Source organism: Myroides sp. DW712, assembly GCF_046557355.1.
Classification (GTDB): domain Bacteria; phylum Bacteroidota; class Bacteroidia; order Flavobacteriales; family Flavobacteriaceae; genus Flavobacterium.
Map to the genome: position 1 here is coordinate 102,614 of NZ_JBKFDO010000009.1, position 26,071 is coordinate 128,684.

At 36.5% G+C, this 26,071-nt stretch carries 23 protein-coding genes; 5 read left to right on the forward strand and 18 right to left on the reverse strand.

What is annotated here, in order from left to right:
• Positions 1-58 precede the first annotated feature (58 nt).
• A complete protein-coding gene (locus ACLJX0_RS09195; RefSeq protein WP_410879927.1) occupies positions 59-988 on the reverse strand; it encodes an MlaD family protein in 930 nt (309 codons plus the stop codon).
• 58 nt (positions 989-1,046) lie between these two features.
• Complete coding sequence (locus tag ACLJX0_RS09200) at positions 1,047-2,186, reverse strand: N-acetylmuramoyl-L-alanine amidase family protein (protein ID WP_410879928.1); 1,140 nt, start codon at positions 2,184-2,186, stop codon at positions 1,047-1,049.
• 123 nt (positions 2,187-2,309) lie between these two features.
• On the opposite strand from ACLJX0_RS09200, the gene ACLJX0_RS09205 reads away from it, so the two are divergent.
• Positions 2,310-5,003: a putative LPS assembly protein LptD gene (locus tag ACLJX0_RS09205; protein ID WP_410879929.1), complete on the forward strand. Its 2,694-nt coding sequence runs from the start codon at positions 2,310-2,312 to the stop codon at positions 5,001-5,003.
• A gap of 12 nt (positions 5,004-5,015) precedes the next feature.
• Positions 5,016-5,399 (forward strand): Rid family detoxifying hydrolase, encoded by a 384-nt coding sequence (locus ACLJX0_RS09210; RefSeq protein WP_410879930.1) that lies wholly within the window; start codon positions 5,016-5,018, stop codon positions 5,397-5,399.
• 135 nt (positions 5,400-5,534) lie between these two features.
• On the opposite strand, the gene ACLJX0_RS09215 is transcribed toward ACLJX0_RS09210, so the two are convergent.
• Genes ACLJX0_RS09215 through pfkA form a run of 4 tightly spaced genes read right to left on the reverse strand, consistent with a single transcriptional unit; the run spans position 5,535 to position 8,792 of the window.
• Positions 5,535-5,912, reverse strand: coding sequence for a methylglyoxal synthase (locus tag ACLJX0_RS09215; protein ID WP_410879931.1), 378 nt, complete (start codon positions 5,910-5,912; stop codon positions 5,535-5,537).
• A 7-nt stretch (positions 5,913-5,919) separates the two neighbouring features.
• The gene (locus ACLJX0_RS09220) at positions 5,920-6,765 is read right to left on the reverse strand and encodes a BadF/BadG/BcrA/BcrD ATPase family protein (RefSeq protein WP_410879932.1); all 846 of its coding nucleotides are present in this window, start codon (positions 6,763-6,765) and stop codon (positions 5,920-5,922) included.
• Between the two features lie 12 nt (positions 6,766-6,777).
• Positions 6,778-7,779: a type I glyceraldehyde-3-phosphate dehydrogenase gene (gene gap / locus ACLJX0_RS09225; protein ID WP_410879933.1), complete on the reverse strand. Its 1,002-nt coding sequence runs from the start codon at positions 7,777-7,779 to the stop codon at positions 6,778-6,780.
• A gap of 26 nt (positions 7,780-7,805) precedes the next feature.
• A complete protein-coding gene (pfkA, locus tag ACLJX0_RS09230; protein WP_410879934.1) occupies positions 7,806-8,792 on the reverse strand; it encodes a 6-phosphofructokinase in 987 nt (328 codons plus the stop codon).
• A gap of 474 nt (positions 8,793-9,266) precedes the next feature.
• Between pfkA and rlmD the strand changes: the two genes are divergently transcribed.
• Positions 9,267-10,679 (forward strand): 23S rRNA (uracil(1939)-C(5))-methyltransferase RlmD, encoded by a 1,413-nt coding sequence (gene rlmD, locus ACLJX0_RS09235; RefSeq protein WP_410879935.1) that lies wholly within the window; start codon positions 9,267-9,269, stop codon positions 10,677-10,679.
• Positions 10,680-10,757: 78 nt separating this feature from the next.
• Here the strand turns inward: rlmD and ACLJX0_RS09240 are convergent, their stop codons facing one another.
• Positions 10,758-11,480 (reverse strand): TIGR00730 family Rossman fold protein, encoded by a 723-nt coding sequence (locus ACLJX0_RS09240; RefSeq protein ID WP_410879936.1) that lies wholly within the window; start codon positions 11,478-11,480, stop codon positions 10,758-10,760.
• A gap of 7 nt (positions 11,481-11,487) precedes the next feature.
• The gene (gene uvrA / locus ACLJX0_RS09245) at positions 11,488-14,322 is read right to left on the reverse strand and encodes an excinuclease ABC subunit UvrA (RefSeq protein ID WP_410879937.1); all 2,835 of its coding nucleotides are present in this window, start codon (positions 14,320-14,322) and stop codon (positions 11,488-11,490) included.
• Between the two features lie 178 nt (positions 14,323-14,500).
• Between uvrA and ACLJX0_RS09250 the strand changes: the two genes are divergently transcribed.
• Positions 14,501-15,469 carry a quinone oxidoreductase family protein gene (locus tag ACLJX0_RS09250; protein WP_410879938.1) on the forward strand — a complete coding sequence of 323 codons (969 nt, stop codon included), beginning with the start codon at positions 14,501-14,503 and terminating at the stop codon, positions 15,467-15,469.
• 79 nt (positions 15,470-15,548) lie between these two features.
• Positions 15,549-16,880: an NCS2 family permease gene (locus ACLJX0_RS09255; RefSeq protein WP_410879939.1), complete on the forward strand. Its 1,332-nt coding sequence runs from the start codon at positions 15,549-15,551 to the stop codon at positions 16,878-16,880.
• 42 nt (positions 16,881-16,922) lie between these two features.
• Here the strand turns inward: ACLJX0_RS09255 and ACLJX0_RS09260 are convergent, their stop codons facing one another.
• The 10 genes from ACLJX0_RS09260 to ACLJX0_RS09305 all read right to left on the reverse strand — a co-directional run bounded on the left by ACLJX0_RS09260 (position 16,923) and on the right by ACLJX0_RS09305 (position 25,860).
• A complete protein-coding gene (locus ACLJX0_RS09260) occupies positions 16,923-17,612 on the reverse strand; it encodes a DUF4369 domain-containing protein (RefSeq protein WP_410879940.1) in 690 nt (229 codons plus the stop codon).
• Between the two features lie 37 nt (positions 17,613-17,649).
• Positions 17,650-18,033: a DUF423 domain-containing protein gene (locus ACLJX0_RS09265; RefSeq protein WP_410879941.1), complete on the reverse strand. Its 384-nt coding sequence runs from the start codon at positions 18,031-18,033 to the stop codon at positions 17,650-17,652.
• A 19-nt stretch (positions 18,034-18,052) separates the two neighbouring features.
• Positions 18,053-18,994, reverse strand: coding sequence for a transglutaminase (locus tag ACLJX0_RS09270; RefSeq protein ID WP_410879942.1), 942 nt, complete (start codon positions 18,992-18,994; stop codon positions 18,053-18,055).
• Positions 18,995-19,011: 17 nt separating this feature from the next.
• Positions 19,012-19,857, reverse strand: coding sequence for a substrate-binding domain-containing protein (locus ACLJX0_RS09275; RefSeq protein WP_410879943.1), 846 nt, complete (start codon positions 19,855-19,857; stop codon positions 19,012-19,014).
• 113 nt (positions 19,858-19,970) lie between these two features.
• Entirely contained in the window at positions 19,971-21,476 is a 1,506-nt protein-coding gene (locus ACLJX0_RS09280) for a succinate CoA transferase (protein WP_410879944.1), read from the reverse strand.
• Between the two features lie 447 nt (positions 21,477-21,923).
• Positions 21,924-23,069 carry a redoxin domain-containing protein gene (locus ACLJX0_RS09285; RefSeq protein WP_410879945.1) on the reverse strand — a complete coding sequence of 382 codons (1,146 nt, stop codon included), beginning with the start codon at positions 23,067-23,069 and terminating at the stop codon, positions 21,924-21,926.
• 147 nt (positions 23,070-23,216) lie between these two features.
• A complete protein-coding gene (locus ACLJX0_RS09290) occupies positions 23,217-23,978 on the reverse strand; it encodes a LytR/AlgR family response regulator transcription factor (RefSeq protein ID WP_410879946.1) in 762 nt (253 codons plus the stop codon).
• Entirely contained in the window at positions 23,950-24,354 is a 405-nt protein-coding gene (locus tag ACLJX0_RS09295) for a hypothetical protein (protein WP_410879947.1), read from the reverse strand. The genes ACLJX0_RS09290 and ACLJX0_RS09295 overlap by 29 nt, the downstream gene beginning before the upstream one ends.
• Positions 24,345-25,688 (reverse strand): histidine kinase, encoded by a 1,344-nt coding sequence (locus ACLJX0_RS09300; protein WP_410879948.1) that lies wholly within the window; start codon positions 25,686-25,688, stop codon positions 24,345-24,347. The genes ACLJX0_RS09295 and ACLJX0_RS09300 overlap by 10 nt, the downstream gene beginning before the upstream one ends.
• A complete protein-coding gene (locus ACLJX0_RS09305; RefSeq protein WP_410879949.1) occupies positions 25,678-25,860 on the reverse strand; it encodes a hypothetical protein in 183 nt (60 codons plus the stop codon). The genes ACLJX0_RS09300 and ACLJX0_RS09305 overlap by 11 nt, the downstream gene beginning before the upstream one ends.
• Between the last annotated feature and the right edge of the window lie 211 nt (positions 25,861-26,071).

The following is a 26,071-nucleotide window of genomic DNA, read 5'->3' on the forward strand; positions in this document are numbered from 1 at the left end:
AATAAATTGTTTCTGTAAAGTTGTTAGTTTTTTTGGTTAGATTGATTCTAAATTTCTGTTATTCCGTTTTTTCTTCTTTTTCTTGGTAAGGTGTCGCCTTTTTACCAAAAAGAGAGAAGTGAACATAGCGCTTCGGATTTTCTTTTAAATCGCGCATTAACTGCTCTAATTCTTTAGAAGCCCCCGTTAGGTTTTTGTAGAGTTCTTCATCCTTTAACAGCTTACCAACCGAACCATTTCCGTTCTCAATATCAGCTAACAACTTATCGATATTAGCCGAAGCACTCTGTAAGTTAGCAAATGTTCCGTTAATATCCAACTCGCTTAACTCTTGAGAAAGACCGACAAAGTTTTTACTCATCACATTTAAGTTGGTCATTGTTCCTTTCAATTGAGGTTCAACTCCTTGTATTAATTTATTTGCACCAGCTAAAGTTCCTTTTAATTCAGACACACTCGTTTTTAGATCCGCTTGCATTTGCTCATCTAAAATACCATTAACCGATACTAACATGGCGTTTGCATTAGTCAATACTGCATCCAGCTTATCTTTTAGTGGCTCTAACTCCCCCACTAATTTTTCAGTAATATCGAATTGAACGTCTCCTTTTAAGTATTGTCCTGATTCAGCATAATCAGTCTCTCCAAATTTAGGATCAATAGAAATTCCTTTTCCACCTAATAGTCCAGGCGAATAAATCGTCGCTACACTTGATTTTGCAATATCGATCGGATGCGTCATCATCAATTCCACCACCAGCTTTCCAGTCTGTGTATTGATATTGATACGAGAGACCTTTCCGACTACTAAACCATTAATTGTTACATTTGAAGATGTTGTCAGTCCTTCAACATTATCATACTCAACATAATATTTAGTACTATTATCAAAAAGATTTCTTCCATCTAAAAAAGAATACCCCCAAATAAATAAAGCGATTGCTCCTAATACTAAAACAGCTGTTTTAATTTCTCTAGATATTTTCAAAACTCTATATTTTTATATAACACGCAAAATTAAACTTTTATTTTTTAAAAAGCAGTGTTTATTTCAATGCCTCCTCTACAGAAATGCTCTTTCCGTCTTTATATGCCACGATAAAAGAAGAGTTATGTCCTTTTGCCTTAGCTTCTTCTAATCGTTTTTTTGCTTCGTTGTAATTGGCAGTTTGTCCATAAAAATACTTATTGATTTTTCCTGCTTTTTCCATTGTCACGTTAGCCAAACCATTAAAATTCTTTGGTTTTAATTCTAAAACGCGAGAGCTCGCAGCAATTTGCACTTTAAAAATCACTCCTTTTACCGTTTTCACTTCTTTAGTGCTCTCCTTATTTTCTTTGCTTTTTTCCGTTTTTGTCTGGGTAGGCTTGGATGAAGTTGTTGTTTCAGAAGAAGAACTTAGATTAAGAGTCGCATCTCCTCCATAGTAGGCATTTTTGTACTCAATAATTCCTTTGGCAATAGATTCAGCTAATTCCTTTTGTCCTTTTTTAGACGATAGATAAGCACCTTCGTCCTTGTTTGAAACGAATCCAAGCTCAATTAAAATACTTGGCATAAATGCGCCGTGTAGCACCCAGAAAGGCCCTTGTTTCACTCCTCTATTCTTGCGTTTTAAATCATAGGTAAATCCATCCTGTACTCTACTAGCTAAATCAATACTTTGATGAATGTAATCCTCTTGGATTAACGTCAATCCAATAATAGATTCAGGAGCTTTAGGATCAAACCCCGCATATTTAGTCTTATAGTCATCCTCCATCATAATTACGGAGTTCTCTTTCTTTGCCACATCTAAATTCGACTTATTCTTACTTAAACCCATCACATAGGTTTCAGTCCCATAAGCAGCATTTCCATCTACTCCATTACAGTGAATCGAAACAAAAACATTTCCTCCCTTATCATTAGCGATCACCGAACGTTGCTTTACCTCAACGAAAACATCTTTATCTCGCGTGTAAATCACCTCAATATCTTTGTTCTTTTCTAAAATCTTACCGGTTTCTAAAGCAACCGCTAAGACAATGTCTTTCTCTACGTTACTTGAATGGTTCGTACCCGAATCCTTTCCTCCATGACCAGGATCTAATACTACTTTAAATTTTTTATTTTGTCCCAAGGTAGTAACCGTAATACATAGGAAAGAAAAAACTAACAGCAATTGAGCAAGTCTATTGTTCATAAAAAAGTCGTTTAGAATTCGTTTAATATAAATTAAATTACATTTTTCAGAAAAAATATATGTAAGTTTGACACGTTAAAAACAACGGGTTTGATTTTACAAAAATAGCACATATTCATAGATTTGCGTACTAATATTTTCAATATCGTCATAGTTTTGTTTGTTTTAGGGGTATTTTCATTCCCTAGAGTTAAAGCTCAAGAATTCAACAAAACCACTACTTCACTGAAAGTCAACAACAAAGACTCTAAACTATTACCTGGTTTAGACACGGATACTATTGTTCCAATTCAAGATTCCTTACCCGCCCTAGCGAATCCAAAGGATAGCATCAAACCACCCGTTAAGGGTTTTCTAGAAGACATTGTCTATCGCAAAGCTAAAGACTATAATAAACTCGATCAAAAGAAAAAACAGATTACTTTATTCAATGAAGCAGAAATAAAGTATCAAGATTTTGAATTAACTGCAGGGATTATTGTTTTCAACTACGAACAAAATCAAATTTACGCTGGTCGTATCAAAGATAGCTTAGGGAATTTAAGTCAAGCACCTGTTTTCAAACAAGGAGGGCAAGTAGTAGAGCCTGATTCTATTGTATACAACACCAAATCTCAACGCGCATTAGTATGGCAATCGAGAACATCACAGGGAGAGTTCAACATCAAGTCAGGAATGACGAAAAAGGAGAATGACTCGGTGTATTTCATGGAAGATGTAATTTTTACGACAGCGAAAGATTTAGACGATCCTGAATATTACTTCAAAACCAAGAAAGTAAAATTCGTTCCCAACAAAAAGGTTGTTGTTGGACCAACAAATATGGTTATTGCAGATGTTCCTACTCCATTGGGATTGCCGTTTGCTTTTTTCCCTATGTCAGAAAAGGCTGAATCTGGTTTTATCATTCCCAGTGTAGGGGAAACCAATCAACAAGGGTATTACCTTCAAAATGGAGGATATTACTTTGCCTTAAGTGAGAAGGCCGATTTAACCTTACAAGGAGATTACTATACCAACGGTAGCTGGGCCATGCGATCGAGCAGTAACTATGCGAAGCGCTATAAATACAACGGACGTGTATTAGTTCGTTATGAAAATAACGTATTCAGTGAACGAGGACTGCCCGATTACCAAAAAAGCACGATTTACAACATCCAGTGGAATCACGCACAGGATGGAAAAGCCAATCCAGGTTCTCGTTTCTCTGCCTCGGTAAACATGGGTAGTGGTCAGTACTTTAGGCAATCGAATAACTCCTACAATGTAGGTGCCTCGTTAAACAATACGATGAACTCCTCCATCAGCTATTCTAAAACCTTTGAAAGTACACCACAAGTGAATATGTCCTTGTCGGCGACCCACTCTCAATCCACCAATACGGGTCGTGTAAATATGTCATTACCGACGCTCCAAGCTAGTGTGGATCGAATGTTCCCTTTTGCTCCCAAAAATGGCTCTAAGAAAGGGTTAATCAAAAACTTAAACCTTTCCTATAACTTAAGAGGGGAAAATCGCGTGGATATTCACGAAGACAACTTCTTCAAACAACCGATGTTTGACAGTTTGAATTCTGGATTCCAACACACTATTCCGATTACTACAAACTTTAAGCTTTTTAAATACTTTTCTGTTTCTGCAGGGGGTACGTATAATGAAACCTGGGTATTTAATACAATTAAGAAACAGTACAATCCAGAGACCAATCGCGTAGAAGATATTCGCGTTAATGGATTTGATCGTTTTAGTACCTATAACCTAAACACAAATATTGGGACAACCATTTACGGTACATTTAACTTTAGCAAAGACAGTAAAATTCAAGCCATTCGTCACGTGATGCGCCCAAGTGTGGGATACTCCTACACCCCTAGTTTTGAGAAGTATTACGACACCTATAGTATAGACGCTACTGGCTTAACGATGCAGGACTATACGCGTTTCCAAGGCGGACTATTTGGTGCACCTGGAAAGATGAACTCCAATATGTTGAATATGTCTTTGAGCAATACGTTTGAAGCCAAAATACGAGATGATGAAGAAAAAGACGGTTTTAGAAAGTTAATGCTATTAAACAGTTTAAACCTTTCGACGAGTTATAATATGTCAGCAGACTCCTTGAAATGGTCTCCGATGCGTATATCCACGGGTACTGCCCTTTTTCAAAACAAGATGCAAATTAACGTAGGAGCTACTTTAGACCCTTACGCTTTAAATAACAACAATCAACGTATTGATGTTTTTAATATCAACAACGGCGGAAGTTTATTCCGTTTAACAAGTGCTAACGTAACGGTGAACTGGTCATTAAACAGCAATGACCCATTATTTGGCAATAGAGAAAATCCCAACCAGAACTCCATTGACAATGGTGGACGTGGTGATGATTTATTTGGACAAGCAGGTAATTTAGGAGACAATCGCGAAAGTATGTTTGACAACAACAAAGAAGATCGTCCCTTTGAAGGATTCTATAATGCTAAACTCCCGTGGGACTTAACCTTTGCTTATTCTTTGACCTACAGTAACTCGGCTCGTCAAAATGAAATTTCCAATAACTCAGTCATGATGTCTGGAAATATTGAGCTAACGCCTCGTTGGAAAGTTGGTTTTTCTTCGGGTTATGACTTTGCTCAAAAAGGAGTTACCTTTACTCAATTCCGCTTTGAACGAGATTTATTAAGCTGGCGCATGGACTTTACCTGGGTTCCTATTGGTACGTATACCAGCTGGGGCTTCTTTATCGGAATCAAATCGTCTATGTTAAGTGATATCAAGTGGGAAAAACGAAAAGCACCAGATAAACGCTATTTTTAATTCAATATCAACATGAAAAAAACAATCATAAATTCAAATCAAGCCCCTAAGCCTATTGGCCCCTATAACCATTCGGTATTAGTTGGTGACCTGCTGTTCATCTCTGGTCAAATTCCTTTTAACCAAGCAACAGAAACCTTAGTAACTACAGGTATTGAAGATGAGGCAAAACAAGTAATGGCCAATCTAAAAGCTATTCTTACCTCAGCAGACATGACGTTTGAAAACGTTGTAAAATCAACCATTTTCTTAACAGATATGAATGATTTTGCTAAAGTAAACGAAATTTACGGTAGTTTTTTCCAAGCAGAAACCGCTCCTGCAAGAGAGTGCATTCAGGTGGTAAAATTACCGCGTAACGTCAATGTTGAAATTTCAATGATTGCTACAAAATAACAAAAGAGGGTGTCCTGATCAAGACACCCTCTTTTGTTATTTTAGTTTACCGTTTACAGTTATCGGTGAACTGTTCGTTTCTTCTTCAGAAACAAAAACTATCTTTCATAGAGAAAAATCCCCATACCCCTTAAGTTATAAACTGTCAACCATTATAGCTTTCAACAACAATTGCGCACTTGCTTCGTTTGTTGCTAAAGGCACATTGTGTACATCACAAACGCGAAGCAACATATTAATATCGGGTTCATGTGCGTGTTTTCCCAGTGGATCTTTAAAAAACAAGACCATATTCGTTTTCCCTTCTGCTACACGGGCTGCGATTTGAGCATCCCCACCTAAAGGCCCGGAAAGCATACGCAAGACTTCAAAGCCTTCTTTTTGTGCAATTCCACCCGTAGTTCCTGTGGCAATTAATTCAATACCATCGCTAGACAAAAGGGCTCTGTTTTTTTGAATAAACGCCAACATTTCCTCTTTCTTCCCATCGTGGGCAATTATTGCTATTTCCATCTTTATTTTATTTGTGATAATCAATTAATCCATCCAGTGGTTTCTGAATGATTTTTCCAACTGTAATCCTGTGCTCTTTGAGGACTGCTTTAAATTCATCTTGGAGAAAATAAGCAACTGAACCAACAAAATGAACAGGTACACTACTTGATTCTGGATGACTTTTAATATAGTGTGTAACAAAAAATGCCACTTGTTCTTTAATCATTCCTTGAGAAAAGGCATGATCCTTATGTTCAATTAAGAAAGGCAAAAAAGAAGCCAAATAGGCATTCGGGTTTTCTTTTTTATAAAAATTATACTTGACGACATCCGCATCTAAATCATACTTTTGATTGAACTTTTTCGCCAATTCTATTGGCATATAATTGAGAAAAAATGCTTTAATCATCAATCGTCCGAAAGCACTTCCACTGCAATCATCCATCGCCATATACCCCAAAGATTGCACTTTTTGATGAATGGCACCTCCATCATAATAGGATACATTAGACCCTGTTCCGTTGATACAAACAATGCCTTTTTCTCGTTGCCCCACCGTAGCATAAACTGCAGCATACGTATCTTCATGCACATGAATCGATTGGCAGTTCACAAAATAGGAGGTAAAAAAATCACGTACAGTAGTTTTACTTCGGTTTGATCCACAACCTGATCCATAAAAGTACAATTGTGTAATTTGATCCTTATTCCTGGCAATATCTGGCACGGTATTTACTCGCGTATGGAACTCTTCTAAAGTAATAACTTCGGGATTAAGCCCAAGGCTTGTCACCGAAGTTAGTACATTGTTATTTTGATCAAAAAAGATCCAATCTGCTTTTGTAGAACCGCTATCAACGATTATTTTCATCTACTTAATCTATTACTTTACCGTAGTTAACAATACAGCCATGTCTATCATTTTAGCAGCATATCCGTATTCATTATCATACCAAGCAACGAATTTATAAAAAGTTTCGTTCAAAGCAATACCAGCCTTTGCATCTACGATACACGTATGTGGATCAGAAGCAAAATCTTGAGAAACCACATCGTCTTCTACAAAGGCCATGATTCCTTTTAGTTCGTTCTCACTTGCTTTTTTAAATACTGCCATAACGTCTTCGTATGTGGTAGGTTTCGCTAATTTTACCGTTAAATCCACAACCGATACATCTGCCGTTGGTACACGCATAGACATTCCAGTTATTTTTCCTTTTAACGCAGGGATTACTTTTCCAACAGCTTTAGCTGCTCCAGTAGAAGCTGGAATAATATTCACTAAAGCAGAACGCCCACCTCTAAAATCTTTTTTAGAAGGACCATCTACCGTATATTGTGTTGCTGTAGCTGCATGAATCGTTGTCATTAACCCTTCAACAATACCAAAATTATCATTCAACACTTTAGCTAAAGGCGCTAAACAGTTAGTCGTACAAGAAGCATTGGACACAATCGTATCGGTTGCTTTTAATTCTTTTTCATTTACTCCCATTACATACATTGGTGCATCTGGTGATGGAGAAGAAATTAATACTTTTTTCGCTCCTGCATCCAAGTGTTTTTGACAACCTGCTAAATCTTTAAACACCCCTGTACAATCTGCTACTACATCTACGTTTACCTCATCCCATTTCAACAATAAAGGATCGCGCTCTGCTGTAACACGTATCTCTTTTCCATTGACTAACAAATGTCCATTCACCACCTCAACTGTTCCGTCAAAACGACCGTGAACCGAATCATATTTGATTAAATAGGCCAATTGTTCTACCGCCATTAAATCGTTTACTGCAACGATTTCTATATCGTTTCTCTTTACTGCTTCTCTTAACATTAGACGTCCAATACGTCCAAATCCATTGATACCTACTCTTGTTTTCATATTTGCTTTCTTATTAAGTTCTTATACTAAATTGTAATGATGTCTGATACGCGTAATAATTCTGCATCAACAGCTGTATGACCTTTAACGATATGTTCTAAGGGTGTTAGTGCTACTTGGTCATTGATTAACCCAACCATAAAGTTTTTTCCTCCTTCTAGTAGAGTTTCTACCGCTTTTACACTCAAGCGACTCGCTAACACACGGTCAAAACACGAAGGTGCTCCCCCGCGTTGCATATGACCTAAAACGGATACACGAACTTCGTATTCAGGCAAATGTTCTTCTACATATTCCCCTAATTCAAAGACGTTTTTACCCAATTTTTCTCCTTCAGCAACAATTACAATACTTGACGATTTGCCAGATAACTTACTCTTTTTCAGCGATTCCAATAAACGCTCTAAGCCCAAATTTTCTTCTGGAATAATAATTTCCTCCGCTCCTGCTCCAATTCCTGCATTTAGGGCGATATGTCCTGCATCACGTCCCATTACTTCTACAAAAAACAAGCGTTTGTGTGAACTAGCGGTATCTCGAATTTTATCCACTGCATCCACAACCGTATTCAATGCGGTATCAAAACCAATGGTATGACTCGTTCCGTTGATATCATTGTCAATGGTACCCGGAATCCCCATCACAGGGATATCGAATTCTTTACTCAACATCATTGCTCCTGTAAAACTTCCATCTCCACCAATGACAATCAACGCATCAATTTGTGCATTTTTCAAATTTTCATAGGCCGTCTTTCTTCCTTCTTCTGTTCGAAAGGCTGCACTACGAGCCGTTTTTAAAATCGTTCCTCCTTTGTTAATAATGTAATTTACATCGCGAGGTCCCAACACTTCAAAATCCCCCTCCACTAATCCTTGAAATCCTCTAAATACACCTACACACATCACATCGTGGTAGGAACATGTACGAACAATCGCTCGGATTGCTGCATTCATTCCAGGTGCATCACCCCCAGAAGTTAAAACCCCTATCTTTCTTATAAGGTTACTCATAATCACTTTTATTTTTAGTAAATTTAAGGAATACCCCAGATTAAATCAATCCATTCTTGCGATTTATTTAGCCAAATGTTATTATTTTTTTGTTAAAATCTAACTATATTTTTATAATGTTCGCTTGATTTGTATTTTTACCAGCAACCGTTTCTTTTTTTTCCTCCCTAACCCCTTGACTTAGTGTAATAAGACACAACTAGTTCTTTATTCCCAGCTCCACGACGGCGCAATTTTCTACGTGAAAAAACAAAGGACTATTTATCTTTACTCTTGACAAAACGCAATTTTTACACTAAAGTGCAAATCGTATATGCCTCTATGCATCATTAAATAGAATCAATATAAATTACTAGATTATCTCTTTTAAAAAAACACAATCCATTGAAAATAAACCACTTAAACCCATACAAAATCATCTTCAGAAAAAGTAAAAAATAAGTAAGGAAACGAAATTAAAGCTATTTTTGTGGCATGAAAAGAAAGAGAACAGAACGAATCGTATTCGAAAACGTAGAAGTCCTTGATGCAGGTGCAAAAGGCGTTTCGGTAGCTAAAGCTCCTGACGGGAAAGTTATTTTTATTCCCAATGTTGTTCCAGGAGATGTTATTGATATTCAAACCGTTAAAAAGCGTAAAGCTTATTATGAAGGCATCGCTATTAACATTCACAGTTACTCTAAAAACCGAATTGAACCCGTGTGTCAACACTTCGGTGCTTGTGGTGGATGTAAATGGCAAAACATGTCTTATGAGCAACAATTATTTTACAAAAATCAAGAAGTTCAAAACAACCTCAAGCGAATTGGAAAAATTGAGCTTCCTGAATTTGAGCCTATCTTAGGTTCTGAAAAAACGCTATTTTACAGAAATAAAATGGAGTTTTCTTTCTCTAATGCCCGTTGGCTAACTCCAGAGGAAATTGCGAGCGGAGACGAGATTGGCAAAGAAAATGCTTTGGGCTTTCACATTCCAAAAATGTGGGACAAAATATTAGACATCCAAAAATGTCATTTACAACAAGATCCGTCTAATGCGATTCGCAATGAAATTCGCGCCTTTGCCAATGCCAATAACCTCTCTTTCTTCAATCCGAGAGAGCAAGAAGGGTTGTTGCGTACCTTGATGATTCGCACTAGTTCCATTGGTGAAATTATGGTGATGATCCAATTCTTCCATGACCACAAACAAGAAAGAGAATTGCTTTTAGATCATTTAGCAGCTCAGTTCCCAGAGATTACTTCATTACAATATGTAATTAATGGCAAAGCTAACGATACCATTTATGACCAAGATGTGGTACTATACAAAGGCCGCGATTATATCTTAGAAGAAATGGAAGGTTTAAAATTTAGCATTAATGCAAAGTCTTTTTACCAAACCAATTCAGACCAAGCGTATGAATTGTATAAGATTACACGTGATTACGCTGAATTAACAGGAAATGAATTAGTATTTGATTTATATACAGGAACTGGAACGATTGCACAATTCGTTTCTAAAAAGGCGAAAAAAGTTGTGGGCGTTGAAGCCGTTCCTGAAGCGATTGCCGATGCAAAAATCAATGCAGAACGCAACGGCATTACGAATTGTGATTTCTTCGTTGGAGATATGAAAAATGTATTCAATGATGAATTCATTGCTACACATGGACATCCAGATGTAATTATTACCGATCCTCCGCGCGATGGTATGCATAAAGATGTTGTGGATATGTTACTAAAAGTTGCTCCGCAACGCATTGTGTATGTAAGCTGTAACTCAGCGACACAAGCCCGTGATTTAGCACTCTTAGACGCCAATTACAAAGTAACTAAGGTTCGTCCTGTGGATATGTTCCCTCAAACCCACCACGTTGAAAATGTGGTTCAATTGGAACTAAAATAACAGCTAATCTTAAAGTATAAAAAAAACCAGTGTAAAATTACGTTACACTGGTTTTTTTATGTTTATCGTTTTCTCTCCTTAGAAATTAGGTTTCAACGTGTACTTTTTATAGAAAGCATCAATGCGCTCCACAACCTCATCTGCCGTGTCTACCAATTGAATTAAATTCATATCTTCTGGTGAAATAGTCGCATATTTATCCAACAAAACGCTTTTAATCCACTCCAACATCCCTCCCCAGAAATCAGTTCCTACTAATATAATGGGAAACTTCGCGATTTTTTTAGTTTGGATTAACGTGATTGCTTCAAACAATTCATCTAATGTTCCAAAACCACCTGGCATCACAACAAAACCTTGTGAATATTTGACAAACATTACTTTGCGTACAAAGAAATAATCAAACTGAATATTTTTATCGTTGTCAATATAGGGGTTAAAATGTTGTTCAAAAGGCAATTCGATATTCAATCCTACCGAAACTCCTTGCCCTAAGTGCGCTCCTTTATTACCTGCTTCCATAATTCCGGGTCCGCCCCCAGTAATAACACCATAGCCTGCTTTACTTACTTTGAAAGCAACCTCTTCCGCCAATTTATAGTAAGGGTCTTCTTTTTTTGTTCGAGCTGATCCAAAGATAGAAATACACGGTCCGATACGACCCATTTTTTCATATCCATTGACAAATTCAGACATAATTTTAAAAATCCCCCAAGAATCATTTGTTTTTATCTCCGTCCAAGACTTTTGCTTGAATTTTTCTTGAATTTTTTCTTCTTCATTTCCTAAAATTTCTTTCATAATGCAATCATTTTTTTAGTTCATTTTTTAAAAAATGAGCCGTATAGCTCTTCTTTACTTTACTTATTTGTTCGGGTGTTCCCTTTGCTAATACTTCTCCGCCATTGGCTCCTCCTTCATATCCAATATCAATAATATAATCCGCTAATTTAATAACATCTAAATTATGTTCAATAATCAGCACTGTATTCCCTTTTTCAACTAGGGTATTGATGACTTGCATCAAGACGCGAATATCCTCAAAATGCAATCCTGTTGTAGGCTCATCTAGAATATAAAACGTATTTCCTGTATCTTTTTTAGAAAGCTCGGTTGCTAATTTAATGCGTTGTGCTTCTCCTCCTGATAAGGTAGTACTCTGCTGACCAAGGGTAATATAGCCCAATCCAACATCATTAATCGTCTTTAATTTTCGGTATATCTTCGGAATATTTTCAAAGAATTCTGTTGCATCTGCCACGGTCATTTCGAGCACATCAGAAATCGATTTTCCTTTGTAGCGAATCTCAAGTGTTTCTCGGTTAAAACGTTTACCTTGACAAGTTTCACATTCTACGTATACATCGGGTAAAAAGCCCATTTCAATGGTACGCACTCCTGATCCTTCACAAGTATCACAGCGTCCACCGCTAACATTGAAGCTGAATCGACCAGGTTTATACCCTCGAATAGATGCTTCCGTGGTTTGTGAAAACAGGTTTCGAATATCCGAAAAAACATCCGTATAGGTTGCAGGATTCGATCGGGGCGTACGTCCAATTGGACTTTGATCAATGCCAATCACTTTGTCAATATGCTCTAAACCGCTAATTTTTTTATACGGTTGTGGTTTAGCCACAGCGTTAAAAAAGTGATTATTTAGAATAGGATATAGCGTTCCGTTAATCAAGGTTGACTTTCCTGATCCAGAAACTCCTGTTACACAAGTTAGCGTTCCTAAAGGAATCTCAACCGTCACATTTTTCAGATTATTTCCCGTTGCTCCTTCTAATTTGATAGATTTACCATTGCCTTTTCTACGTTCTTTGGGTACAGCAATCGCTAGTTCTCCATTCAAATACTTTGCCGTAAGTGTATTTTCTTTCAATAATTCTTTGGGTGTCCCCGTACTAATGATTTGTCCACCTCTTTTTCCTGCATAAGGACCAATATCAATCACGTAATCTGCGCGTTCAATCATATCCTTATCGTGCTCTACCACTAAAACGGAATTTCCAATATCACGAAGTGATTCTAAGGATTTGATTAAGCGTTCATTATCTCGTTGGTGTAAACCAATACTTGGCTCATCTAGGATATACAACACCCCAACCAATTGAGATCCGATTTGTGTTGCCAAGCGAATGCGCTGTGCCTCCCCTCCAGAGAGTGTTCTTGAACTGCGGTTTAACGATAAATAGGTCAATCCAACATCTTTCAAAAAAGACAATCGCGTATTAATTTCTTTGACTATTTCCTCAGCAATATTTTTTTGTTTATCGGTAAGCTTTGCTGTTATATCAGAAAACCATGCAATCAAATGTTCGACATCCATTTGAATGAGCTCTCCTATATTTTTGTCTGCGATTCTAAAATACAACGCCTCTTTTCTCAAACGTGTACCCTGACATGATGGACAATCAATCTCATCCATGTATTCTTTCGCCCAACGCTTGATAGACGCAGTTTCACTTTCTTCAAATTGACTCTTAATAAAGTTTGTAATTCCTTCAAAATCAATCTTATAGTTTTTAGAAATTCCCGCTACTTTATGTTCCACTGTAAAGCTATCTTGTCCTCCGTGAAGGATGACGTCCATCGCTTCTTTGGGAATATCTTGGATAGCATCACTTAACTTAAAGGCATAGCGCTGTGCAATAGTTTCCATTTGTTTGAAAATCCAGGTATTCTTTTCCGGCCCAAGCGGCGCTAATCCTCCTTTTTTAATAGAAAGAGTAGCATCTGGAATTACCTTATGTAGGTTAATTTCATGAACGGTTCCCAGTCCATTACATACCTCACAGGCTCCTTTTGGAGAATTAAAGGAAAAATTATTGGGTTCTGGTTTAGCATACGAAATTCCCGACGTAGGACACATTAAATGACGGCTAAAAAAACGCACTTCTTGAGTATCTTGATCTAAGATTACAATCGTATCATCGCCGTGATACATAGCTGTTTGAATACTTTCAGCCAAGCGTTGTACCGTTTGTTCTTTTGTATCAATAGCCAAGCGATCAATGACAATTTCGATATCATGGGTTTTATATCGATCGGCTTTCATACCGTATTCTAAATCTTTGATTTCACCATCTAGGCGCACTTTTAAAAACCCTTGTTTGGCAATTTGTTCAAATAGCTCCCGATAATGTCCTTTACGCGAACGAACGACTGGCGCCAAGATATTTATTTTTTTGCCGTTAAAATCTTGGAGAATTAGTTCTTGAATTTGACTATCCGTATAACTGACCATTTTTTCCCCTGTATTATAACTATAAGCTTCTCCAGCTCTAGCGTATAATAAGCGCAAAAAATCATAAATTTCGGTAATTGTTCCTACAGTAGATCGCGGACTGCGGTTTGTTGTTTTTTGTTCAATAGCAATTACGGGCGATAATCCATCAATTTTATCAACATCTGGTCGTTCCAAACCTCCTAAAAACTGTCTGGCATAGGCAGAAAATGTTTCGATATAACGACGTTGACCTTCTGCATATATTGTATCGAATGCCAAGGATGACTTACCAGAACCCGACAATCCCGTGATAACAACGAGCTTCTCTCGTGGAATACGGATATCTATATTTTTTAGATTGTGAACTCTGGCTCCTAAAACTTCAATAAAATCTTCTACTTTAGACATAATTTTGTACAAAACAACAAAGATACATATTAATCTCATTTTATGTAATCTGTACTTCTATTGTTTTGATGTGATTTAGCATTATTTAACAGCTCAATACCTCTACTTTTTTTAATTCATTTCAATTTCCACTTCTACTTTTAAAAATCGTATTTTTATCACGCAAAAGAAGATTCTTATGAAAGGAGCCATTTTATACGCATTAGGTCAAGCCCCTCAATATGGAGAAATTGAAGAACCTGGTGCACCAGACGAAGGTCAACATATAATTCAGGTAACCGCTGCAGCAGTCAAGAATTTAGACAAAGCACGAGCCAGCGGCAAACACTATGCGAGTTACACCCATTTACCCGCCATTGTAGGCAATGACGGCGTAGGCTATCTCGCCGATGGCACAAGAGTATATGGGCAAGGAATAACGGGTATGATGGCAGAAAAAGCCTTAATTACGAGTAATTACACCCCAATTCCGAAGGGGTTAGATGATGTAACAGCTGCTGCCTTACCCAATGCGGTATTAGGCTCCGCCATGCCTCTTATTATTCGCGCTCGCTTGCAACAAGGCCAAAACGTATTATTTAATGGAGCTACGGGAGTAACAGGGCAAGTAGGCGTTCAAATTGCTAAGCATTATGGAGCAAAAGAAATTATTGTTACAGGGCGAAATCAAGCCACTCTAGAGCAACTCAAAGCCTATGGAGCGACCCAAACGCTCGTTTTACCTGAAAATGAAGATGAACTAACGACTCAAATCCAAACCATTCACCAAAAAACTCCTATTGATGTAGTCGTTGATTATTTATGGGGAAAACCCTTTCAGGCTATTTTAAATGCGTTTAAAGGAAGTGATCTTCATCCTTTGACTTCTACAGTAAAAATTGTAACCGCAGGAGATATGGCTGGAAAAGAAATTCAACTCACCTCAGCTATTCTCCGAAGCACCGATATTCAACTCATGGGCTCTGGATTTGGTAGCTTAACGAAAGAAGAATTAATTGTATTTAACAAGGTTATTCTACCTGAAATGTTTTTATTAGCGGAACAAGGAAAACTACACATTCAAACCGAAGTACACCCGCTAGAGGACGTGGAAAAAGTTTGGAATAAATCGATGAGCCGTGGCACTCGATTAGTCATTAAGATATGACCTACCTGTCACTACTTCTGGTTTCTAACATTTTTTTAAAGAAAAACTCGCTACTTTTACACGCTAATTTAACAACATCATGAAAACCTTTTTAGACAGTTACTTTCAGCTAAGTAAGCATCAAACTACGATTAAAAAAGAAATGATGGCTGGGGTAATTACCTTCTTGACCATGTCTTATATTTTGGTTGTGAACCCCAATATCCTTGCGGATGCAGGAATGGACAAACAAGCGGTTTTTATGGCTACAGCTTTGGCAACTGTTTGTGCAACACTATTAATGGGTATTATGGCTAAATTACCTATTGCGCAAGCACCTGGTATGGGACTCAATAGCTTCTTTGCCTATACCGTCGTCTTAACTATGGGCTATAGCTGGGAATTTGCACTGACTGGCGTTTTTCTAGCAGGATTGATTTTTCTAGCGCTGACCCTCTTTAATATTCGAGAACTTATTGTAAACAATATACCAAAAGTATTAAAAGAAGCTATTCCTGTTGGAATTGGGCTATTCATTACCTTAATCGGCCTAAAAAGTGCGGGTATTGTCGTTAGCAATCCCAATACGTTAGTAACCTTAGGCGATTTTAGTCAGCATACTGTTTGGATTGCACTAGCTGGTCTTTTAGTCACAGGTATTTTATTAATTAAAAACGTCAATGGCGCAATCCTCATCGGAATTGTCGTAGCCACACTTTTTGGTTTTATCCTGGGAGATGTGCAACTCCCCACGCGTTTTATTACCGCCCCTCCTTCTATGGAACCCACTTTTGGAAAGGCCTTATCTTTCTTATCTTCTCCACAAGCTGCCTCAAATGTTTTTTCAATTGATATGGTCATTGTGGTATTTACCTTTTTATTTGTCAACCTTTTCGATACCATTGGAACGTTAATTGGTGTTGTTTCTAAAACGGGAATTGCAGATAGAGAGGGGAATTTTCCCCAAATGAAAAAGGCACTCTTAACCGATGCTTTAGGGACAACTTTTGGCGCTATACTCGGAACAAGTTCCGTAACTTCCTATGTAGAGAGTGCTTCAGGTGTTGCATCTGGAGGACGTACGGGATTAACTGCTGTAAGCGTAGCCAGCATGTTTGCCTTGTCTATTTTTTTAGCTCCTTTGTTCTTAATCATTCCTGCAGCAGCCACAGCACCTGCACTCATAATTGTGGGATTATTTATGATTAGCGCTGTTGTTCATATAGATTTTACTGATTTTTCAGAAGCCCTTCCAGCCTTTATTACCATTGTATTCATGCCTTTTACTTATAGTATTGCAGAAGGTATTGTATTTGGTATGTTGAGCTTTACACTATTTAAAGTGGGCACCCAAAAATACAAGGACGTCAGTCCAACACTTTATGTCTTATCCATCCTATTTTTACTCAAAATAATCCTGGATGCACTATAAAAAACAAAGCCCTAAAACGCCGTTCGTTTTAGGGCTTTGTTTTTATTTCATTTTTACTGCAGCCATTTGCGCTAAATTGGATTTCTTGTCAGTCTCCGAAAGATTGTCATACACCTCTTTCAGCTGATAAAAATCTTCTTTACTCGTAAAATACAAATAGTACAGAGCAGTTAATGATGACTGATTTTGCTCTAAAAAATTGGCAATAAAAATTTGTTCATCCTCTTGTAGCTTCTTATAACCACGTAAGATTTGCTGCATTTTTTCCTCATCCTCTTGTTGCATAGCCTCCATATAAACACGTTGCTGTTGCCCTTGATAGGTAAGTAAATTGTATTTATACATACTTAAATTTCGCTCAAATTCACTCAACGCTTCGTTATTGGTTGTTCCCTTTAATGCAAAAGAAGTAAAGTTTTCTAAATCAATATGCACCTCTGTTTTTCCGTGTTCAATAAACAGAGGAATACGCCCCTTCTGATTGCGAAAAGACAAATACCCCAACGTTGGCTGCTCAATTTTTCCAACAAATTTAAATCCTTCGTTATGGACCACAATAGAATCTAATCGGATTAATTCATCTGCCTTATTTTCGTCTATTTTGCTCAAATAAACCATTTCTCCATCAGGGATATGAGCCAACACCCCTTTTATTTCATATTGACTAGTTGAAGTACAAGCTGTCAATAGGGCTATCATTGCCACCAATAATCCGAATTTCTGTATTTTCATGCTATTTTTTTTACGTATTCCCCTTACTTCAGTAAGTTTACAAAGACAAGAAAGAAAGGAACAACATGACCCATCCCGCAACTAAGGCCAACCCTCCTATAGGCGTAATAGGCCCCAGTATTTTTATCTTTTTACCAAAAGTAGCACTTAAAACTAACCCATAAATACTAAACGAAAACAAAATCACACCGATAATTATCAAATTTGTAGCAAAATAGGTATATTCTCTTTGAGGCAAAATCCCAATAACGAGTAGTAAAATAGCGTGATACATTTGATAACGTACCCCTGTTTCAAAACTTTCTAGGCGCTCTGTGTCCATGTGCTTTTTTAAAGCATGTGCTCCAAAAGCACCAAAAATAATCGCTAATGCACCGAAAATACTTCCTGCCAATAGCGCTGTTGTATTAGTAATATCCATTATATTTTATTTTTCTCATTTAATTCAAAGTTAATTGTCCGAGAATTTCTTCTGACATAAAAGGTCCTCCAGGATAACGAGCTGTATAATCGAGATTTAACCAGATTTGTCCGCGTTCATCAACGTGATAATGTACTTCTTTCCCTTTACTTTCTTCAACAAACAAGACCTCTTTAATCAAGAAAATCACTTTTTCTAAATGGGCTTTATTTTCAATTAACATTTCGGGATACATATGTTCTTTGGTGTGTATCAATCGTGGGGTTCCACCAATTGATTGTATCAAAGCAGCCATGAGAATGGAATAATCATCACAGTCACCAGAGAAGTGAATTAATGATTCTGAAGCCGTAGCAATATACTCTCTTCCCTTGGGATCATTGACATAATTCCAACGAGTCCGCACTTCTTTAAAAATAGCCAAGCACTGGATAATTTGGCGGTATTCCCCATATCCTTGAATTTTAGAAAAATTCTTGGTGGTAGCTAATAAGGCAAAATTTCGAACCTTGGGATTATCGTATTCAATAGCCTTAATTACTTTAGATTTATTAGGGAAAGGCAATAGTTTAGAAATAATTAAATCCTGCGGGTTTTGTGTACTTGCCATAGCGTAAATCATCACGCGATAGTCCTCGAAAATAGATTCTAAATCATAATCATCATGAGCAGTTCCAATAAAGAATACCCCTAAATAAACCAAGATACAGATAAATAGGATGGTTTTTAATTTGGATAAAACAAACTGAAAAACAGCTAAAATGACTATCCCCAATAAGATACGATCTAAATGATAAGGCCATTCTGGATCCACAATATTTTGATGTACAATAATAAAAACGGGAATCGTAAGGAGTACATTTAGTATAAAAATGATGATATAGTCCCATGGAGAAGGAATTCTCAGGTACTCATACCATTTCTTTTTCTTTTTAATAAGCTGTACTTCTTGCTTGTCCATCTGTAAATCAGAAAAAATTACATTTTACTTTCTTCGTATTGCATGGGGGAGTCAACCAAGTGCAGATCGACCAACTGTTGTTGTATTTTATTGTAATTGACTTCAGATAATTGCCTTTGTGACCAACGGGTTAAAGACAACCAAGCTTGAATATCTTCTATTTTTTGGTTGTAGCGTTCAGCTAGGGTGCGATCTATACTCGGTATCAACTTAAATTCTTCTGTGGTTGCATTGATTACCTCGACTATACTATCTACTAAGGCTGCGTTATTTTGAACAAAATCACGACGCCCTACTAGGAGAAAGGATGGCCACGGTGTTGGACAGACTCCGATTCTTCTAAAGATTTGTTGATCCACTAAGGGTTGTGTCATAAAACGTTCCCACATAAAGTAATCTGCTTCCTTGTTTTGTAACGCAAGAACTGCTTTATCTAACATGTCTACAACAACAAACTCCAACTGATTCACCTCCCAATTCATTTGCTTGGCATGTACAATAGCCATCAAATGAGACCCTGACCCAAATCGACTAATAGCCACGCGCTTGTGTTCTAAGTCCGCTACAGTTTGAAAGGAAGAGTCTGCTGCGACGTGAATGCCCCATACTAAGGGAGAAGCTACATATTCTTGTATAATAACCGTTGGGTTTCCAGCAGCTATATCTTTGATAATTCCTTCCGATAAGATAATCGCTAAATCCGTTTCCTCTTGGCGAAGCATTTGACACATTTTACCTGTACCTTCGGGAATATCACTCCATTGTAAATCAATTCCAACTGCATTAAATTCTCCGTTTTCTAAGCATAAATGCCACGGTAAATTAAAGTGCTCTGGCACACCAACAATTCTAACTTCTTTCATTTTTATCTATCCTATACAATTTACTGCTAAGATAGTAAAAAGTACGTCTTGGCGATTGGGAAATCACACAGAAGAAAAAAAAATCTCTACAAAAATTGCAGAGATTTTAGTGGCTATGCTTGCATAGAACCTGTTTGTTTTAGACGAGTATGAAATTTGAACGCTTCTTCTAAAATATGAGGCGTATGTCCTCCTATTGCTTTGGCGCGTTCAAAGTAATCGCGAATTTCTTGTTTGTAATCTGGATGGACGCAGTTTTCAATAATGACTTCTGCCCGTTCACGAGGTGATAACCCACGTAAATCGGCTAATCCTTGATCCGTCACTAAAATATCTACATCGTGTTCTGTATGATCCACGTGAGACACCATAGGCAAGACGTGTGAAATCTTATTCTCTTTGGAAGCGGCCTGAGTAACAAAAATACTCAAATACGCATTTCTTGCGAAATCTCCAGAACCTCCAATACCATTCATCATTTTATTTCCACTGATATGTGTTGAATTTACATTTCCGTAAATATCAAACTCAATAGCCGTATTAATAGCAATAATTCCCAACCTTCTAATAACCTCTGGTGCATTACTAATATTTTGTGGACGCAAGACTAATTTGTCCTTATACTGCTCAAAATTATTGATTATTTTTTCATAACAAGCTTCTGTTACAGTGATAGAAGAGCCTGAAGCAAAAGTCATTTTTCCTGAATCAATTAAATCAAAAGTACTATCTTGTAATACCTCAGAGTACATCGTTAAATCTTTGAATGGTCCATCAATAAAACCTGTTAATACAGCATTGGCTACCTTTCCAATTCCCGCTTGTAAGGGCAACAACGCTTCTGTCAGATTTCCTTTTTTCACTTCTGCTTCAAAGAAATTCAATAAGTGCGTTGAGATAGCCGTTGTTTTCATATCTGGCTCTGGTAAGATAGCAGGTGTATCCTCAATACTAGAAAACACAACCCCAACTACGCGATCTGGATCTAAACGGATAAAAGATTCACCTATACGATCCTTCACTGTATGAATGGGAATCATTTCTCTACGCGGTTGCTTCTTTGGTACGCTGTTATCGTGAATACCTTCTACACTCAATGGAATAGCGGTATTGATTTCAACAATAATCTTCTCTGCTACACTGGCAAAATAAGCCGAGTTACCAATAGAAGTTGTTGGAATAATAAAACCTTCCTCATTGATATAGGTAGCTTCAATAATCGCAATTTCGACTTGTGGAATATGTTTTTCTTGTAATTGTTCAATCGTCTCACTCAAATGTTGGTCGATGTATTTCACCTGACCACTATTAATGGCATGTCTTAAATCTGAATCTGCTTGGAAGGGCATTCTTCGGATTAAAGCATTGTTCTTTGCCAAATCAGCATCCGTAGTTTGTCCTAAAGAAGCCCCTGTAATTAGGGTAATGGCTACTTGTTCTTTGGCTGCTCGTTGAGCAAAAGCAGGTAAAACGGATTTACTATCTCCTGCTTTGGTAAAACCACTAGCCCCTACAATGGCTTTATCGTGAATTAATAAGGCTGCTTCTTCAGCAGATAGAATTCGACCTCTATAAGGAGCGAATTTGATTCTGTCCAAATTAGAATCTTCTGTTGTCATTTCTCAATCGTTTTATTAGCTGCCTAAAAATAGAGCTTTTTTATTAATATTTGATATGTATATAATCACTTCGCATTATTTATACGACAATCCATTATAATTATCATAAAATATTTACACAAACACCTTTATTTTAAGACGATAAAATGATAATGATAATTTAACCTTAGTATTTTTCCCAAAAAGCAAAAAAGTTTCCACACTATTTTTTACGATTACTATTTTTTATCTATTTTTCCCCCTCAATTTGCGTGAAAAAAGAAAAAAACACCAAATGATCCTCCAATTTTTAACATTTTTTCTTCTTGGCAAGCTTAATTCTTTTGCATAAAACTATCCTTAAAAATTCAATTTTCAACTAATTTCACCTCGTTGGAGAAAAAAAAAGCAGCCGTAGTGTTCTACGGCTGCTTGATATTGAAAACAACTAGTTAGACTAGTCACTTTTTATTTTAATAGTTCTTCTACTTTTTGGTACAATTCTTCACCATAAAGGTTTATAGCTAAAATTTGTCCTTTTTCGTCGATTAAGTAGTTTGCAGGAATTGCTCTTACTCCATATTCAGCAGCAATCTCGTCATTCCAGAACTGTAAGTTTGAAACTTGTCCCCAAACTAATCCGTCCTTATCAATCGCTTGTAGCCATTTTTCTTTTTCTTTATCTAAAGAAACACCAATGATATCTAGTCCTTTGTCTTTGAATCCGTTGTATAATTTTACCACATTTGGATTTTCTACACGACAAGGACCACACCAAGACGCCCAGAAATCAATTAAAACTAATTTTTTTCCTTTTTTGAATTCTTCCAATGATAATTCTTTATCATCTGGTGTTTTACTTGTGAAGTTTGGAGCGATATCTCCTACTTTTAAACCTGCAGCTTCCTCTGTTAAGCCCATCATTTTAAGCATAGAATCGATTTTCTTTCCAACTTTTGATTCTTTTAATTCTGCTGAGAACTTATCAAACTCTTTTACAAAATCAGTTTCTCCATCTTGAGAAGACATCATTTGTTGAGAAAGTAACAACAATCCAAATGCATTATCAGCATTTGCTTGTTGGTGTTTTTTATACACCTCATTGATATTCTCTATATAACCTGTATATTCATTTTGAAGTGCTTCAAATTTAGCACGATCTGCTTCTTCTGCTGATTGACTCAATTGCATTAATTGCATTTGATTCTCATCAATAAACGCTCTTAATTTTGTAACCGTTGGTTTTACTTCATCTTGTAATTTTTGAAGCTTTTGGTTGTTTTCACTTCCACCTAAAACCGTTTCTGTAGGTTCGTCTTTTGTATATGAAATAGTAATATGTCCAGGCTCACCAATGAAAAACACATTGTTTTGCATTTCTCCACCTAACACCATATACGCTTCTTCAAATTCTGTAAATGGGTTTTCAAAAACTAATTTATTGTCTTTTACCGTTCCTGTGTAAACAACAGTTGGAGAAGGATTACCCAATTCTGAAGTCATGATTTCTACTTTTGTATCATCAGCTACATCTTTCGTAGTAATCTCTATTGTATTATTTTGCTTACATGAAAACATTCCTAATGCTAGCAAAACAACTGCTAATTTCTTCATATTAATGATTTATAATTTTACGTTCTCGTAAAAGTATTAATAAAATCAAGATATCAAAAAGAAGTTGCGTTAATAAATTAGTTAATATTCCTTCTGAAGGCACAATAGTTGAATTTTTGCTTTTTTTTTCAAAAGTCACAGGGAAAATTAACTCAACCAAAGCTTAAAATCATTCACTTTTTCTCGACTGACAATCAATTCTTCTTCAACCTCAATCTGTAAGCTTAATTTGAGACGTGAATTGCTATAGGCCGTAATCTCTTTGATTGCATCAATAGCAACGATATGTTTACGACTAATCCGAAAGAACTGTTCTGCCAGAATTGTTTTTTCAATTTCATCCAGTGAATAATCTAGAATATAGTCTCTCCCCTCTTTTGTTTTAAGGTACGTAATTTTATTGGTGCTGTAAAAACAGGCCACTTCACCAACAGGGATAATTTTTAGCTGGGTGCCGATTTTAATCAGAAAGCGTTCCTTATTTTCTTTGGGTGTATTGGATAAGAAGGATTTAAATAGATTTAGTTGTTCAGTAAACGCAAAGAAAGAGGCGCGTTGTTCCTTGAATTTATCCATAGCTCCTTGTAAATCAGCCTCACTAATTGGCTTTAACAAATAATCAATACTATTGAGTTTAAACGCGCGTAAAGCATAGGCATCGTAAGCGGTTGTAAAAACAATAGCACTTTTAACCACGACTTGATCAAATATTTCAAAAGACAAACCATCTGACAATTGAATATCCAAAAAAATTAAATCGGGTTCTTCATTTTGTTGAAACCAATGTACTGCATCTTCTACACTCGTGAGTTTTTCGAGTACTTGATACCCAAATTTTTCTATTTTTCGTTCCAGCAATCGCGCAGCTGGCTTTTCATCTTCAATAATGACTATTCGCACGGGTTTCATTTTTTTCTTTCAATTGATATTCGTAGGTAAATTTCAAGCGCTCAAATTCCTTCCGCTCTAAAAAATCCTGCCATTTTGCTAAGCAGGGAAGCTTCTCGGCATAATAAAAAACAAACTGCACGCCAATAAGTAACAACCACCCCAAAGGTACTTCATAAAATGGTCGTTCTACACTAGAATATGATCCAGCTTTAATACCTATAAAGCTAACCCCTTCTATCCCCACGTATCGTTCATAAGCCATCAATCCGGTAAATAGCAACCATATGCAAAAATGAAAGGCAATTCTTCTTCTGGATTTCAATCTCATTTTAAGATAGTGGACATACTTTCTCTCTACCTCTTTTGTATAAAACTCCATAACATCTACTTCCAATTTGCACTTCGTTTATTTTGCTGCTCTATATACTCTCGAATCTTTTTATCCTCCCAGTTTTTCCCTAAGAAAAGCGTGTAGTTATAGGTCTTCATCCAATCAGCGACTAAGCCAATTCCCCAAGAAAACACAACGATTAAACTCCACATAAAACTAGCATCTGTCATCATATTAAGGATTAATAGAAAAGAATTCACCATAATATACATCGTAAGATGTGCGTAAAATCGCTTCATTTTCTCTACATTTTTCTTCGCTTGAATCAATATTTCTTGTTCATTTTCTTGTACATCAATAATTCGCATAGGTTCAATAATTTTAGTTAATATAGGGATTCGTATAGTAAAGGTTGTTTCTGTCTGATCAATTTTGATGGGTTTATTCGTCAATAAAGCATAGCGATCCGCTATGTTGGTTAGACCGATTCCCTTTCGATCTTCGTTGACTTGACGTAAGTTCAAATTATTTTCAACTGCTAGATACCCATTTTCTTGCTTAATAACAATATGTAAAGGTTTGGCAGAAGTGGCCTTGTTGTGTTTAATGACATTTTCTAACAATAGTTGCAAAGACAAGGGAACGACTTTAGCCCCATCTTGTTTAATTTCTTGGTCAATTTCAAACGTCAAGCTTTCCTCAAAACGCATTTGAAGCAGTTCAATATACGTTTGAGCAAAGTCTAACTCTTCCTCTAACGGCACTAATTCTTTGTTTTTTTGATCTAAAATATAGCGGTACGTTTTAGACAATCCACTGGTAAATTCTTGCGCTTTTTCTGGATTTTCTTCAATTAAAGCATTGAGGACATTTAGGCTATTAAATAAAAAGTGAGGATCCAATTGGTTTTTTAAACTTTCAAACTGAGCCGATACACTTCCTGTAATTACCTTTTGCTCATTAATACTCATTCTCTTGTCCAAAGACGTAAAATAGGTATAGTAGTAGATATACACGAGAATACTAAAGAAAAAAGCCGTACTAAAAATGGAGCTAAAACTACTGGAATCCATGAAATAGTAGAAGTTTTTATCTCCGATTAAGTGGACGTCAAATATTTTCAGCGCCAAACAAGCCAACCAGATAAAGCCAAAATTAATAACCGTTACAATTGCAGTTACCTTGTGTACACTGTTTTCTTTACCGTCCAATGACTTGGCCATTTTTTTCCAATAGCGCTCTTTCCAATATTGATTCACGAGTACAATAATCCCTACAAAGGAAACGAGATAGCCTAAAAACAAAGATAAATCCATGAAACGCAGTTTCAATACTTTGGTAAAAAGGATGAATACAATAAGAGCTAAGAGGACTAGTTTGACGTAATTATTTCTCATGTTGTTTTGTATCCGTTTTGATTCTTTTTTCAGACGAAAGTACTTCTTCTTTTTCTGTTGTAATTCCTTTACTTGTTTCTTCTTGGCTATAGGATGGGCTCACCGACCAAACATTCCCTAACTGAAGAGCAAATTGCGTGAGCATTACAATTATCAAAAATATAAATTTCATAAGTATTTTGGTTGGTTTACAGGGCAAAGATTCATCGAATATACTACGTATAAAAATAAGAATGGACGAACCGTAGATTTCAGTGGATGAATTGTAAAAGATAGTAAGGTTTTGATTTCCAATCAAGAGAAACCCTAGGTTTACCTGTTAATAAAAAGACAGTATTTATACCGAAAGACTTAATAATAATTATAAATTTGCATTTCTAATT

What these genes read in the sequence shown, in the direction of transcription:
- ACLJX0_RS09200 (WP_410879928.1), bottom strand. Translation starts at nt 2,186, where the DNA reads ATGAACAATAGACTTGCTCAATTGCTGTTAGTTTTTTCTTTCCTATGT.
- ACLJX0_RS09210 (WP_410879930.1), top strand. Translation starts at nt 5,016, where the DNA reads ATGAAAAAAACAATCATAAATTCAAATCAAGCCCCTAAGCCTATTGGC.
- ACLJX0_RS09215 (WP_410879931.1), bottom strand. Translation starts at nt 5,912, where the DNA reads ATGGAAATAGCAATAATTGCCCACGATGGGAAGAAAGAGGAAATGTTG.
- ACLJX0_RS09220 (WP_410879932.1), bottom strand. Translation starts at nt 6,765, where the DNA reads ATGAAAATAATCGTTGATAGCGGTTCTACAAAAGCAGATTGGATCTTT.
- gap (WP_410879933.1), bottom strand. Translation starts at nt 7,779, where the DNA reads ATGAAAACAAGAGTAGGTATCAATGGATTTGGACGTATTGGACGTCTA.
- pfkA (WP_410879934.1), bottom strand. Translation starts at nt 8,792, where the DNA reads ATGAGTAACCTTATAAGAAAGATAGGGGTTTTAACTTCTGGGGGTGAT.
- rlmD (WP_410879935.1), top strand. Translation starts at nt 9,267, where the DNA reads ATGAAAAGAAAGAGAACAGAACGAATCGTATTCGAAAACGTAGAAGTC.
- ACLJX0_RS09240 (WP_410879936.1), bottom strand. Translation starts at nt 11,480, where the DNA reads ATGAAAGAAATTTTAGGAAATGAAGAAGAAAAAATTCAAGAAAAATTC.
- uvrA (WP_410879937.1), bottom strand. Translation starts at nt 14,322, where the DNA reads ATGTCTAAAGTAGAAGATTTTATTGAAGTTTTAGGAGCCAGAGTTCAC.
- ACLJX0_RS09250 (WP_410879938.1), top strand. Translation starts at nt 14,501, where the DNA reads ATGAAAGGAGCCATTTTATACGCATTAGGTCAAGCCCCTCAATATGGA.
- ACLJX0_RS09255 (WP_410879939.1), top strand. Translation starts at nt 15,549, where the DNA reads ATGAAAACCTTTTTAGACAGTTACTTTCAGCTAAGTAAGCATCAAACT.
- ACLJX0_RS09260 (WP_410879940.1), bottom strand. Translation starts at nt 17,612, where the DNA reads ATGAAAATACAGAAATTCGGATTATTGGTGGCAATGATAGCCCTATTG.
- ACLJX0_RS09265 (WP_410879941.1), bottom strand. Translation starts at nt 18,033, where the DNA reads ATGGATATTACTAATACAACAGCGCTATTGGCAGGAAGTATTTTCGGT.
- ACLJX0_RS09270 (WP_410879942.1), bottom strand. Translation starts at nt 18,994, where the DNA reads ATGGACAAGCAAGAAGTACAGCTTATTAAAAAGAAAAAGAAATGGTAT.
- ACLJX0_RS09275 (WP_410879943.1), bottom strand. Translation starts at nt 19,857, where the DNA reads ATGAAAGAAGTTAGAATTGTTGGTGTGCCAGAGCACTTTAATTTACCG.
- ACLJX0_RS09280 (WP_410879944.1), bottom strand. Translation starts at nt 21,476, where the DNA reads ATGACAACAGAAGATTCTAATTTGGACAGAATCAAATTCGCTCCTTAT.
- ACLJX0_RS09285 (WP_410879945.1), bottom strand. Translation starts at nt 23,069, where the DNA reads ATGAAGAAATTAGCAGTTGTTTTGCTAGCATTAGGAATGTTTTCATGT.
- ACLJX0_RS09290 (WP_410879946.1), bottom strand. Translation starts at nt 23,978, where the DNA reads ATGAAACCCGTGCGAATAGTCATTATTGAAGATGAAAAGCCAGCTGCG.
- ACLJX0_RS09300 (WP_410879948.1), bottom strand. Translation starts at nt 25,688, where the DNA reads ATGAGAAATAATTACGTCAAACTAGTCCTCTTAGCTCTTATTGTATTC.
- ACLJX0_RS09305 (WP_410879949.1), bottom strand. Translation starts at nt 25,860, where the DNA reads ATGAAATTTATATTTTTGATAATTGTAATGCTCACGCAATTTGCTCTT.